The organism is Cellulomonas sp. McL0617, assembly GCF_049994875.1.
Classification (GTDB): domain Bacteria; phylum Actinomycetota; class Actinomycetes; order Actinomycetales; family Cellulomonadaceae; genus Cellulomonas.
This window is the reverse complement of sequence record NZ_CP188256.1, coordinates 1,156,681-1,168,520: the sequence shown is the minus strand read 5'-3', so window position 1 is coordinate 1,168,520 and position 11,840 is coordinate 1,156,681. Positions and strand designations below refer to the sequence as shown.

Genomic DNA, 11,840 nt, shown 5'->3' with positions numbered 1-11,840 from the left:
CCGGGCGAAGGTCACGACCCCTCCCGCATCGGCACGCGCAGGCCGTGGGCCGTCGCGACCTCGTCGGCCCGCGCGTATCCCGCGTCGACGTGCCGCAGGACGCCCATGGCCGGGTCGTTGGACAGCACCCGCGCGAGCTTGCGGGCGGCCAGCTCCGTGCCGTCGGCCACCGACACCTGTCCGGCGTGGATCGAGCGGCCCATGCCGACGCCACCGCCCTGGTGGATGGACACCCAGGTCGCACCCGACGACGCGGCGACGAGAGCGTTCAGCAGCGGCCAGTCGGCGATCGCGTCGGAACCGTCGGCCATGCCCTCGGTCTCGCGGTACGGGGACGCGACCGAACCCGCGTCGAGGTGGTCGCGGCCGATGACGAGAGGTGCGGCCACGTCTCCGGAGGCGACGAGCTCGTTGAACCGCAGACCGGCGCGGTCCCGCTCGCCGTGCCCGAGCCAGCAGATGCGCGCCGGCAGCCCCTGGAACGCGACCCGCTCCTGGGCCGCGCGGATCCAGCGGTGGAGGTGGTCGTTCTCGGGGAACAGGTCGAGCACGGCCCGGTCGGTCACCGCGATGTCGTGGGGGTCGCCCGAGAGCGCGGCCCAGCGGAACGGCCCCTTGCCCTCGGCGAACAGCGGCCGGATGTACGCGGGCACGAAGCCGGGGAAGTCGAACGCCCGCTCGTAGCCTCCCTGCCGGGCCTCGTCACGGATCGAGTTCCCGTAGTCGAACACCTCGGCGCCGGCGTCCATGAACCCGACCATCGCCTCGACGTGCCGGGCCATCGACTCGCGGGCGCGCTCGGTGAACTCGTCGGGCTTGGCGGCCGCGTACGAGGCCCAGTCGGCCACCTCGACGCCGACGGGCAGGTAGCTGAGCGGGTCGTGCGCCGAGGTCTGGTCGGTGACGACGTCGACCTCGACCCCGCGGCGCAACAGGTCGGGCAGCACGGACGCACAGTTGCCGACGACGCCGACGGAGAGTGCAGTCCTGGACGCTTTCGCGGCGATGACCAGCGCGATCGCCTCGTCGAGGTCCGACGCCACCCGGTCCAGGTAGCGCTCGCGGACCCGCCGGTGGAGGCGCTCGCCGTCGACGTCGACGATCAGGCAGGCGCCGCCGTTGAGCGTCACGGCGAGCGGCTGCGCGCCGCCCATGCCGCCGCAGCCGCCGGTCACGGTCAGGGTCCCGGCCAGCGTCCCGCCGAACTTCGACGCGGCCACCGCGGCGAGCGTCTCGTACGTGCCCTGCAGGATCCCCTGCGTACCGATGTAGATCCACGAGCCCGCGGTCATCTGCCCGTACATCGTCAGCCCGAGCTGCTCGAGGCGTCGGAACTCCGGCCAGGTCGCCCAGTCGCCGACGAGGTTCGAGTTGGCGATCAGCACGCGCGGCGCCCACTCGTGCGTCTGCAGCACGCCGACCGGCTTGCCCGACTGGACGAGCAGCGTCTCGTCGTCGCCGAGCGTGGTCAGGGTCCGGACGATCGCGTCGTAGGCGTCCCAGGACCGTGCCGCCTTGCCGGTGCCGCCGTAGACGACCAGGTCGTCGGGACGTTCCGCGACCTCGGCGTCGAGGTTGTTCATGAGCATCCGCAGCGGGGCCTCCGTCTGCCAGCTGCGGGCGGTCAGCGTGGTGCCACGAAGGGCTCGGACGGGGCGGGGACCGTTCACCGGTGGGCTCCTGTCAGCGTGACGGGCAGTGCTGCAGCGACGACGGCGCCGTCGCGGACCGCCTCGGCCGCGGTCTCCAGATCGGGTGAGAGGTACGTGTCGGGTCCCGGACCCGGGACGCCGCGTGCGCGGAGCAGGTCGCGGACCGCGCCGGTGGCCGGTGACGGCGTCAGCGGAGCACGCAGGTCGAGCCCGCGGGCGGCCGTGAGGACCTCGATGCCGATCACACGGGTCAGCGCGTCGATCGACCGCCGCAGCTTGCGGGCCGCGTGCCAGCCCATCGAGACGTGGTCCTCCTGCATCGCCGACGACGGGATCGAGTCGACGCTCGCCGGCACCGCGAGCCGCTTCAGCTCCGAGACGAGGCCCGCGGCGGTGTACTGCGCGATCATCAGGCCGGAGTCGACGCCCGGGTCGTGGGCCAGGAACGGCGGCAGGCCGTGGCTGCGCGAGACGTCGAGGAACCGGTCGGTGCGACGCTCGGACATGCTGGCGACGTCGGCGACGACGATGGCGAGGAAGTCGAGCACGTACGCCACCGGTGCGCCGTGGAAGTTGCCGTTGGACTCGACGCGGCCGTCGGGCGTGAGGACGGGGTTGTCGACGGCGGCGGCCAGCTCACGCTCGGCGACGGCCCGGGCGTGCGCGAGCGTGTCGCGCGCGGCGCCGTTGACCTGCGGGGCGCAGCGCAGGGAGTAGGCGTCCTGCACGCGGGTGCAGTCGGGCGTCTTGTGGCTGGCCATGATGCCGGAGCCCTGCAGCACGGCCCGGATGTTCGCCGCCGAGATCGCCTGGCCGGGGTGCGGTCGCAGGGCCTGCAGGTCGGCTGCGAACACCGCGTCGGTGCCCAGCAGCGACTCGACAGACATCGCCGCCGCCACGTCCGCGCTGGTCAGGAGCGTGTCGAGGTCGTGCAGGGCGAGCACCAGCATGCCGAGCATGCCGTCGGTGCCGTTGATGAGAGCGAGGCCCTCCTTCTCGGTCAGGCTCACCGGGGTCAGCCCAGCCTGCGTGGCCGGCATGAGCGTCCCGGCGGCATCGCGCACGTCCCCCTCACCCATCAACGCGAGCGCGCAGTGCGCGAGGGGAGCGAGGTCGCCCGAGCAGCCGAGCGAGCCGTACTCGCGCACCACCGGCGTGACGCCGGCGTCGAGCATCGCCGCGTATGCCGTCGCGACCTCGGGTCGGACGCCCGTGCGACCGGTCGCGAGCGTGGAGAGCCGGAGCAGCATGAGCGCGCGGACCACCTCACGCTCGACCTCCGGGCCGGTGCTCGCGGCATGGGAGCGGACGAGGCTGCGCTGGAGGTCGCGACGCTTCTCGGCGGGGATGCTCAGGGTGGCGAGCGCGCCGAAGCCCGTCGAGATGCCGTAGTGCGGCTGGGGGTCGGCGGCGAGGCGGTCGACGACGGACCGACCCCGGGCGATCGCGTCGAGCGCCTCGTCGGACAGCCGCACCGCCGCGCCGTGCCGCGCGACCGCGACCACCTCGTCGATCGTGACCGGTCCCGTGCCGACGACGACGGTGTCGATGGCCGCGTCGGTGGAGGTGCCTGTGCTCATGCTTCATGACACCGCGCGGAGGGCTGCCGCCGAAGACCTCCGGGCGCGATACCGTCTGGTATCCCAGACAGGAGGCGTCATGAGCACGGTGCCCGCGGCCGACGCCACGCTCCGCCTGCTGCGCCACCTGTCCCGCACGGGCCCCCTGCCCGCCGCGTCGCTCGCCACCGCGCTCGACCTGCCCCGGTCGACGACGTACCACCTGCTCACGGTCCTGGCCGAGCACGGCTTCGTCGTCCACCTGCCCGAGGAGCGTCGGTACGGGCTCGGCCTGGCGGCGTTCGAGCTGGGCTCCGCCTACTCGCGCCAGGCGCCGCTGGCCCGTGCGGCGCGACCGGTCCTCGCGCGGCTGGTCGACCACGTCGGCGAGAGCGCGCACCTGGCGGTGCTGCACGGCCGGGACGTGCTGTACGTCGTCGAGGAGCGAGCCGCCGGGCGGCCCGTGCTGGTCACCGACGTGGGCGTCCGGCTGCCCTCGCACCTCACCGCCAGCGGACGCGCCATCCTCGCCGACCTCCCGCCCGCGCAGGTCCGCGCCCTCTTTCCCGGACGCGAGGCGTTCGTCGACCGCACGGGCGTCGGCCCGCGCCGGCTCTCGGAGCTTCGGACGGTTCTCGTCGAGGTGCGACGCACCGGCTGGGCGGAGGAGCACGGCGACGTGACCCCCGGCTTCGCGTCCGTCGCCGTCGCGGTGCGCGACCGCACCGGACACCCGCTCGCCGGGATCGCGGTCACGTTCGCCCAGGGACAGGATCCCGCCGGGTTCGTCCGCGCGATCCGTGGCGCGGCCGCGGAGCTCGCCCGGAGGGTCTAGATAGTCTCCCTGTGTCCGGTCCGCGCCTTGGAGGGTTCCCCGTGTCGTACGTCGTCGACTTCATCGATGTGTCCACCGTCGGCCTCGAGTCGTCTCCGGTGGCGGACGCCCTCGCCGGCCTGCGCGCCAACGAGGCGCGGTACTTCAAGAACAAGTACGACCACGTCTTCACCCTCGACCCCGCGAGCGAGGCCACGGAGACGGTCGACTGGGTGCACGGGATCCTGAAGGACGAGCGCGACCTCGTGATCTCGTCCCGACCGCTCGAGGCGACGGAGTTCGTCGTCGAAGGGATCCGGATCGCCTACGTGTTCTACGAGTCGGGGCTGTCGATCAACGTGATGTACACGCTCGCGGACGACTCGAAGCGCGCGGTCGGGTTCAAGCTGTCCGACGGCATGGACGTCCCCGAGGAGCTGGCGTCGCGCTTCAAGTTCGCGAGGCAGAAGTCCCGGCTCGCCGGCACCATCCGCGGCTCTTACTTCGTGATCAAGGACGAGCACTAGAGCCGGCGCTCCCAACAGGGCTACCGTGGATGCTGGATTTCCAGGGGGCGCCCGGACAACCGCTCGCCCACGGTCTCCGTCGGCTCGGAGGGAGCCCGCCATGGCACTTTTCCCCGGTGCGAACGTGAGGCTGATCAACAAGATCTTCCTCGATGTGGCCCCGATCGCCGTCCACAACCGGGTCAACCTGCACGCGCAGGGCGGTCTGGGGACGCTGTTCGACTTCAAGAGTCACACGAACCGGCCAAGCTCCCACTTCTGGGTCTCCCAGACCGGGGTGGTGGAGCAGTACGTCGACACCTCGATCCAGGCGGAGGCCGACCTGGACGGCAACGACGCCACCGTGTCGATCGAGACCGAGGGCGGCGTGGACCCGACGGCCCAGACCGAGCAGTGGACCCCTCCACAGCTCCAGGCCATCACCGCCCTGGTCGCGTGGATCATGTCGACGCACCAGATCGAGCTGAAGCTGGCCACCGACGCGAAGCCCGGCCCCAGCTCGCACGGGCTGTCGTGGCACCGGCTGGGGATCGACGGCAACTTCCCCGAGCTCCCCGACATGCGTGCCGGGCGCAAGCAGCGTGGCGGCGGGATGCACTACTCGACGCAGACCGGGAAGGTCTGCCCCGGGGACGCGAAGATCGCGCAGATCCCCGGCATCCTCGCCGCCATCACGGGCGGGGCGGTGGTCGTGCCACCGGTGGTCGTGCCGCCTCCCCCGCCGCCGCCACCACCGCCGGGTGGCGCGGTCGACGTCGACGGGTTCTGGGGCTCGGCGACCACCACCCGCGCGCAGGTGGTCCTCGGGCAGGCGCCCGACGGGCAGGTGCGATTCCAGTTCCTGAAGAACAAGCAGCCCGCCATGACGTCCGGCTGGGTGTTCGACTTCGCGCCGGGCCACGGGTCACCGCTGATCAGCCGCATGCAGGAGGTCATGGCCGCGGCCGGGCAGTACCAGGGCACCGTCGACGGCGTGGCCGGCCCGGAGTTCACCAAGGGCCTCGAGCGCCGGTTCGGCACCCAGGTCGACGGCACGCTGGAGGCGAAGTCTCTGACGGTGATGGCACTTCAGCGGGCGTTGAACGGCGGTGCCTTCTAGCGGGCTCGCGCCGGGTGCCTAGGCTCCAGGCATGGCCACCGTCATCCTCGTCCGGCACGGTCGGAGCACGGCGAACGTCGCGGGGATCCTGACCGGTCGGGCCGCCGGGGTCGATCTCGACGCGGTCGGGCGCGGCCAGGCCGTGCGCACGGCGGAACGGCTCGCGGTCGTGCCCCTCGTCGCGGTGGTCTCGAGCCCCCTGGCGCGCTGCCGGCAGACGGCGCGGGTCATCGCGGCGCACCAGGGCGAGACCGTCCGGACGCAGCTCGAGGCCGGGATCGTCGAGTGCGACTACGGGCAGTGGCAGGGGCGGCCGCTGCGTGAGCTGGCCCAGGAGCCGCTGTGGTCGGTGGTGCAGACGAGGCCGTCGGAGGCGGTGTTCCCTGGGGGCGAGTCGCTGACGGCCATGCAGGCGCGGGCCGTCGCGGCGATCCGTCGCCACGATGCGGCGGCACAGACCGAGCACGGCCCCGGTGCGGTGTGGGTGGCGGTCACGCACGGCGACATCGTGAAGTCCGTCCTCGCGGACGCCCTCGGCATGGGCCTCGACCTCTTCCAGCGGATCACCGTCAACCCGGGCTCGGTCTCGATAGTCCGCTACGGGACCGAGCGCCCCGAGGTCGTGGCCACGAACACCGACTCGGGCGACCTCTCCTGGCTGCGCGCCGCCGGTCCGGTGGGCGACGCGCCGGTCGGGGGCGGAGCGGGTCCGGCACCCGCTGCCCCAAACCCCGCTCACTCGTAAAATGGGTCGTATGCCGGCTCCCCTGGTTCACCTGTTCGACTGGCCCGACCGTGTCGTCGTCGGCACCGTCGGCAGCCCCGGTTCGCGGACCTTCTACCTGCAGGTGCGCGACGGCGCCCGGAGCGCGAGCGTCGCGCTCGAGAAGGAGCAGTCCGCCGTCCTCGCCGAGAAGATCGACGAGATCCTCGACGCGCTGATGGCGGACGACGGGAACCGGTTCAGCGTCCCCGTCGACACACCCGCCGAGCTCGTCGACGACGAGCCCCTGGACCAGCCCGTCGAGGAGCAGTTCCGTGCGGGCCTGATGCGGCTGGGCTGGGACCCGTCGACCGCGCAGGTGGTCGTCGAGGCGTTCCCCTACCTGGAGTCCGAGGAGGAGGAACCCGAGCCCGAGCCCGAGCCCAGCGAGATGCTGCTGGTCAAGATGCCCGTGGGGACCGCCCGCGCGTTCGTCCAGCGCACGCGGGCGGTCGTCCGGTCGGGCCGGCCGCTGTGCCCGCTCTGCGGCAGCCCGATGGACGACGACGGCCACGTGTGCAGCCCGCCCGACGAGTCGTGACCGGCGGCGACGTCGACCTCGCCACCGGTGAGCTCGAGCTCGTCGGGCGCATCGCCGTCGCCTCGAACGCGACGTTCCTCGCGACGATCGGCCCGGTGCGGGTCGTCTACAAGCCGGTCGCCGGGGAGCGGCCCCTGTGGGACTTCCCGGACGGGACGCTGGCGAACCGGGAGGCGGCTGCCTACCTGGTCTCCGAGGCGTTCGGGTGGGACGTCGTGCCGGTCACCCTCCTGCGCGACGGTCCGCTCGGTCCGGGGATGGTGCAGCTCTGGCGGGAGCCCGACGCGTCGCAGGACCCGGTCGACGTCGTCCCGGCGCGCGCCGTCCCGGGCGAGGGCTGGCGTGCGGTGTTCCAGGGCATCGACGACGGCGACCAGCCCATGACCCTGATCCACGAGGACTCCCCCGTGCTGCGCCGGATGGCCGTGTTCGACGTCGTCGTGAACAACGCCGACCGCAAGGGCGGCCACATCCTGCCGACGCGCGAGGGCCACCGCTACGGCGTCGACCACGGCGTCAGCTTCCACGTCGAGCACAAGCTGCGCACGGTGCTGTGGGGCTGGCGCGGCGACGCGCTCGACCCCTCCGAGCTGGCCGGCGTGGAGCGGGTGCGAGCGGACCTCGACGGTCCGCTGGGAGATCGCCTGCTCGACCTCCTCAGCGACGAGGAGCTGGCCGCGCTCGCCACCCGCTGCGACCGGCTGCTGCGGAAGGGCACCTTTCCGGGACCTCGCGGCGACATGCCTGCGTTCCCCTGGCCGTTCTTCTAGCCGGGGTCCCGTTCCGCCGACGCAGACGTCGGCTCCGACCCGAACTTCGTCCAGTCGCCTTCGGACACGACCTCGACCGAGCCGTCGACGACCATGATGGCCGTCTGCTCGTCGATGGCGTAGGCATCGACGCCGATGTCTGCGGCCCATCGCTCCGCGTCGGCCGGGGTGTTCGTCGGAAATGCGTTGAGGTGCGGGAAGATCGAGAAGTCGACGACCCCCAGGGTGCGATCGTCCGGGGCGGCCGGCCATTCCACGAAGTACGTCCCGATCCGCGGCGTCATCACCATGCTCCCGGCGCTCACGCCGACCCAGACCGTGTCGGGCAGCTCCGGCAGCAGGTCGGCCAGCCCGGACTCCCGCATCCAGTGGCTCAGGTACGTCGCGTCACCGCCGTCGACCAGGAGCACGTCCGCCTCCCGGACCCAGGGGACCCATCGCTCCGCGCCGATGCTGGGCAGCGCGGTCAGCTCGAGGACGCCGAGGGACGCCCAGCCCAGCGCGGTGAAGTACTGGAAGTCGGGCTCGGCGGCGACCAGGCCGCGCACCGACGCCGGTCCGCACATCGGGTGGCCCCACTGTGCGGTCGGCACGACCAGCGCGTGGCACTGCGCGACGGGCTTCCCGAGAAGCTGCACCAGCGCCGCGTGGATGCTGGCGTTCGTCACGCCGCCGGACGTGAGCAACAGCTTCACCCTGACCACTCCTCGTCGCGACCCCAGCCGCCGAAGGCGCCGTTGCGCCGCGAGCTCAGGTAGGAGCCGATGACCGCGGCCCCGAGGTTCTCGCTCTCGGGCGTGACGACCGTGCCGCCCGCCCGCTTGGCCATGGCGTCGACGAAGCGCGCGAGGCCGGGGTCGTCGCCCAGCCGGAAGAAGGTGGTGCGCGCGCCCAGCCGCATGGAGACGTCGAGCTCGCGCACCGCCAGGGCGATGGTCACCGGGTTGGGCGGGTAGTCGAAGAAGACCTCACCGCCGGGCTCCAGGTGGGACGTCGGCTCGCCGTCGGTGACGATCAGGAGCACGGGTTGGGCGTTCGGGTGCTTGCGGAAGTGCCGGTTGGCCAGCAGGAGGGCGTGATGCAGGTTGGTGCCCTTCTCGTACTGCGCGTCGAGGCCGACGAGCTGCTCGATCTGCATCACCTCCGCGGCGCGCCCGAACGCGATCAGCTGGAGGTCGTCGCCGCGGAACCTGCTGGTGACCAGGGTGTGCAAGGCCAGCGCGGTGCGCTTCATCGGCACCCAGCGACCGTCCATCGCCATCGAGAACGACGTGTCGACGAGCAGCGCCACGCACGCCTGCGTCCGCGCCTCGGTCTCCTGGATCTCGACGTCGTCGATCTGGATCGTGACCGCTCCCGGCGAGGACCGACGGACGAGCGCGTTGGTGATCGTCCGGGTCACGTCCCACGGCTCGGTGTCGCCGAACGCCCACTCCCGCGTCGATCCCGACGGCTCCCCGGCCGCGCCGGACCGGTGGACCTCGTGGCCGCCCTGCCGGCCGGACATCGTGTCGGCGACGGCGCGCAGCACCGCCTTGCCCAGCTGGCGCATGGCCTTCGGCGTCAGCCGGAGCTGGCCGTCCGTGCCGCGCTGCAGCGTGCCGTCCCTGAGCGCCTGCTCCAGCCGCTGGAGCGTGCGGGCGTCGACCGCGGCGTCGGAGCCGAGCTGGCGTCTGAGCTTCTCCAGGTCGAGGTCGTCCAGCTGCGAGCCCCGGTAGGACTGCGCGAGCTGCTCGGCCAGCGCGTCCAGGTCGGCGAGGTCCTGGAAGACGCCCGTGCCGTCGCCGAGCCCGAGCCCGTTCTGCCCGTCCATCCGCTCCGACCCGCCCCAGTCCTCGCCGGGCCGCAGGTTCCTGAGGTTGTCGTCCAGCCGGCCGAGCGCGTCCATGAGCTCCGACGAGCCGAACGCCTGCTGCGCGAGCGCGTCCAGCTCGTCGCGCTGCTCCTGCGTCATGGAGTTGCGCATCCGCTGCGCGGCGGCGGCCCGGCGTGCCAGAGCGTCGAGGAGCTCGTCGAGGTTCTGCGGCTGCTCGGGGAAGTACTCGCCGTGCTTGGCCATGAAGTCGTCGAACTGCTCCTGGGTGTCGGTCCCGGCGTTGCGGGCAGCCAACAGCCCGTTGAGGTCGGCGAGCATCTCGTTGAGCGCCTGCTTGTCGGCGTCCGTGGCGTTCTCGAGCGCCTGCTTCATGCCGGCGAACCTCTGGTCGAGGACCTCCCGGCCCAGGAGGTCCTTGATCTTGTCGAACTCCTGGCGCGCCTCGCTGCTGCGCCAGTCGTACTCGTTGAGCTCGTTCACGGCTGCCGCCGGCGAGGACGGGAGGTTGTCGAGCTGCATCTGCGCCAGGGCGCGATCACCCTCGTCCATGTCGACGTCACGCGCCAGCTGCTTGCGCTCGGCCAGCACCGCCCGGTCGAGCAGCTCCTTGACCTGCTGCAGCGTGCCGTCGAGGTTGTTCTTCTGCGTGAGCTCGTTGCGCCGCTGGGCCACCCGCCGCGCCAGCTCGTCGAGGCCCGCGTGGTTCTGGCCCCCGCGCCGCAGGAACTCGCGCATCGCCCGCTCGGGCGAGTAGCCCGCCATGACGTCCTCGCCGATCGCGTCGAGCGCCTCGGTAAGATCGACCGGTGGCGCGAGCGGGTCGGGACCGTCGACGTACGGCGTGTACCGGCTCTGCCGAGCCAGGCGGCGGCTGGGCCTAGCCATAGATCGTCTCGCCGCCCCCCGACTCCTTGCTGATCCGGCGCGACAGGTAGAGGCCCTCCAGGGCGAGCTCGATGGCGGCGGCCCGCTCGCCGTCGTTCGTCGCGCCCAGGCGTGCGCAGATCTCGTCGTAGAGCTCGGACTCCCCCAGCGCGGGCAGGCCGGTCAGCACGTCCCGGGCGGTGACCTGCTCGCCGGTGGTCACCATCGACCCCCTCTGGAACGCGTCCACCAGGACCCCGAAGTCGACGCCACGGAAGTGTGCCCGCACGGTCTCCGCCGTGGCCGTGCGCAGCAGGTGGTCGAGGATCTCGTCCTCGCGCCCCTCCTCCCCCGACTCGAACTCGATCTTGCCCGCGAGCACGTCGACCGCGGTCTCCAGGTCGACCGGCCGGGCCACGGCTCGCTCCTCGCCCTGGCGCGCGGCCCGGTGCAGCGCCGACGCGGCGACGGTCTCGGCGCCCGCGATGGCGAACCGGGCGCTGACGCCGCTGCGCTGGTCCACCGCGCTCGACTCCCGCAGCGCGCGCGTGAACCGGGCGAGGATCTCGACGAGGTGGTCCGGCACCTCGGCCTCGAGCGACGCCTCCTGCCGGATGACCGCGATCTCGTCGGCGAGCTCCGTCGGGTAGTGCGTCCGGATCTCCGCCCCGAACCGGTCCTTCAGCGGCGTGATGATCCGCCCGCGGTTGGTGTAGTCCTCGGGGTTCGCGGTCGCGACGACCAGCACGTCGAGCGGCAGCCGCACCACGTAGCCGCGGATCTGGATGTCCCGCTCCTCCATCACGTTGAGCATCGCGACCTGGATGCGCTCGGCGAGGTCGGGCAGCTCGTTGATGGCGACGATGCCCCGGTGCCCCCGCGGCACGAGGCCGAAGTGGATCGTCTCCGGGTCGCCCAGCGCCCGCCCCTCGGCGACCTTCATGGGGTCGACGTCGCCGATCAGGTCCGCGACGCTCGTGTCCGGCGTCGCGAGCTTCTCGACGTACCGCTCGTCCCGGTGGCGCCAGGTGATGGGCAGGTGGTCGCCCTCTGTCTGTGCGCGACGCTGGCTCACCACCGTGATCGGCTCGTACGGGTGCTCCCCGATCTCCGACCCCTCGATCACCGGCGACCACTCGTCGAGAAGGCCCACCAGGGTGCGCAGCAGGCGCGTCTTGCCCTGGCCTCGTTCACCGAGCAGCACGATGTCGTGCCCGGCGATCAGCGCCCGTTCGAGCTGCGGGACGACCGTGTCGTCGAAGCCGTGGATGCCGGGCCAGGGGTCGCGCCCCTCCCGGAGAGCCACGAGGAGGTTGGCCCGGATCTCGTCGCGGACCGATGTGTGGATGTGGCCGGAGGCGCGGAGCTCGCCGACCGTGGCTGCTGTGGGACGCATCATCATGTCGAGCGTACGTCCGGGTGAGACGGATGACCA

Annotated in this window: 11 protein-coding genes; 6 read left to right on the top strand and 5 right to left on the bottom strand. The window is 72.3% G+C overall.

Features of this window, described 5'->3' with window-relative positions; all coding sequences use genetic code 11:
- Window positions 1-11: 11 nt before the first annotated feature.
- Together hutU and hutH are read right to left on the bottom strand one after the other, a co-directional pair.
- A complete protein-coding gene (gene hutU / locus ACPPVS_RS05220; protein WP_426594973.1) occupies window positions 12-1,670 on the bottom strand; it encodes a urocanate hydratase in 1,659 nt (552 codons plus the stop codon).
- Window positions 1,667-3,232 (bottom strand): histidine ammonia-lyase, encoded by a 1,566-nt coding sequence (gene hutH / locus ACPPVS_RS05215; protein ID WP_426594972.1) that lies wholly within the window; start codon window positions 3,230-3,232, stop codon window positions 1,667-1,669. Before hutH ends, hutU begins: the two co-directional genes overlap by 4 nt.
- A gap of 79 nt (window positions 3,233-3,311) precedes the next feature.
- On the opposite strand from hutH, the gene ACPPVS_RS05210 reads away from it, so the two are divergent.
- The 6 genes from ACPPVS_RS05210 to ACPPVS_RS05185 all read left to right on the top strand — a co-directional run bounded on the left by ACPPVS_RS05210 (window position 3,312) and on the right by ACPPVS_RS05185 (window position 7,725).
- Window positions 3,312-4,046 (top strand): IclR family transcriptional regulator, encoded by a 735-nt coding sequence (locus ACPPVS_RS05210; RefSeq protein ID WP_426594971.1) that lies wholly within the window; start codon window positions 3,312-3,314, stop codon window positions 4,044-4,046.
- A gap of 41 nt (window positions 4,047-4,087) precedes the next feature.
- Complete coding sequence (locus tag ACPPVS_RS05205; protein WP_426594970.1) at window positions 4,088-4,552, top strand: phage tail protein; 465 nt, start codon at window positions 4,088-4,090, stop codon at window positions 4,550-4,552.
- A gap of 100 nt (window positions 4,553-4,652) precedes the next feature.
- Window positions 4,653-5,651, top strand: coding sequence for a peptidoglycan recognition protein family protein (locus ACPPVS_RS05200; RefSeq protein WP_426594969.1), 999 nt, complete (start codon window positions 4,653-4,655; stop codon window positions 5,649-5,651).
- A 31-nt stretch (window positions 5,652-5,682) separates the two neighbouring features.
- Window positions 5,683-6,396 (top strand): MSMEG_4193 family putative phosphomutase, encoded by a 714-nt coding sequence (locus ACPPVS_RS05195; protein ID WP_426594968.1) that lies wholly within the window; start codon window positions 5,683-5,685, stop codon window positions 6,394-6,396.
- A gap of 10 nt (window positions 6,397-6,406) precedes the next feature.
- Window positions 6,407-6,955, top strand: a complete 549-nt coding sequence (locus ACPPVS_RS05190) for a DUF3090 domain-containing protein (RefSeq protein ID WP_426594967.1) — start codon at window positions 6,407-6,409, stop codon at window positions 6,953-6,955.
- Complete coding sequence (locus ACPPVS_RS05185) at window positions 6,952-7,725, top strand: SCO1664 family protein (protein ID WP_426594966.1); 774 nt, start codon at window positions 6,952-6,954, stop codon at window positions 7,723-7,725. Before ACPPVS_RS05190 ends, ACPPVS_RS05185 begins: the two co-directional genes overlap by 4 nt.
- Here the strand turns inward: ACPPVS_RS05185 and ACPPVS_RS05180 are convergent.
- From ACPPVS_RS05180 to ACPPVS_RS05170, 3 genes are read right to left on the bottom strand one after another with little or no spacing between them, the layout of a single operon-like run.
- The gene (locus ACPPVS_RS05180; protein WP_426594965.1) at window positions 7,722-8,420 is read right to left on the bottom strand and encodes a Type 1 glutamine amidotransferase-like domain-containing protein; all 699 of its coding nucleotides are present in this window, start codon (window positions 8,418-8,420) and stop codon (window positions 7,722-7,724) included. The two genes, ACPPVS_RS05185 and ACPPVS_RS05180, sit on opposite strands and share 4 nt — an antisense overlap.
- Window positions 8,417-10,426: a vWA domain-containing protein gene (locus ACPPVS_RS05175; RefSeq protein WP_426594964.1), complete on the bottom strand. Its 2,010-nt coding sequence runs from the start codon at window positions 10,424-10,426 to the stop codon at window positions 8,417-8,419. Before ACPPVS_RS05175 ends, ACPPVS_RS05180 begins: the two co-directional genes overlap by 4 nt.
- Window positions 10,419-11,807 carry a magnesium chelatase gene (locus tag ACPPVS_RS05170; RefSeq protein ID WP_426594963.1) on the bottom strand — a complete coding sequence of 463 codons (1,389 nt, stop codon included), beginning with the start codon at window positions 11,805-11,807 and terminating at the stop codon, window positions 10,419-10,421. The genes ACPPVS_RS05175 and ACPPVS_RS05170 overlap by 8 nt, the downstream gene beginning before the upstream one ends.
- Window positions 11,808-11,840 lie beyond the last annotated feature (33 nt).

What these genes read in the sequence shown, in the direction of transcription:
- hutH (WP_426594972.1), bottom strand. Translation starts at nt 3,232, where the DNA reads ATGAGCACAGGCACCTCCACCGACGCGGCCATCGACACCGTCGTCGTC.
- ACPPVS_RS05210 (WP_426594971.1), top strand. Translation starts at nt 3,312, where the DNA reads ATGAGCACGGTGCCCGCGGCCGACGCCACGCTCCGCCTGCTGCGCCAC.
- ACPPVS_RS05200 (WP_426594969.1), top strand. Translation starts at nt 4,653, where the DNA reads ATGGCACTTTTCCCCGGTGCGAACGTGAGGCTGATCAACAAGATCTTC.
- ACPPVS_RS05195 (WP_426594968.1), top strand. Translation starts at nt 5,683, where the DNA reads ATGGCCACCGTCATCCTCGTCCGGCACGGTCGGAGCACGGCGAACGTC.
- ACPPVS_RS05190 (WP_426594967.1), top strand. Translation starts at nt 6,407, where the DNA reads ATGCCGGCTCCCCTGGTTCACCTGTTCGACTGGCCCGACCGTGTCGTC.
- ACPPVS_RS05175 (WP_426594964.1), bottom strand. Translation starts at nt 10,426, where the DNA reads ATGGCTAGGCCCAGCCGCCGCCTGGCTCGGCAGAGCCGGTACACGCCG.
- ACPPVS_RS05170 (WP_426594963.1), bottom strand. Translation starts at nt 11,807, where the DNA reads ATGATGATGCGTCCCACAGCAGCCACGGTCGGCGAGCTCCGCGCCTCC.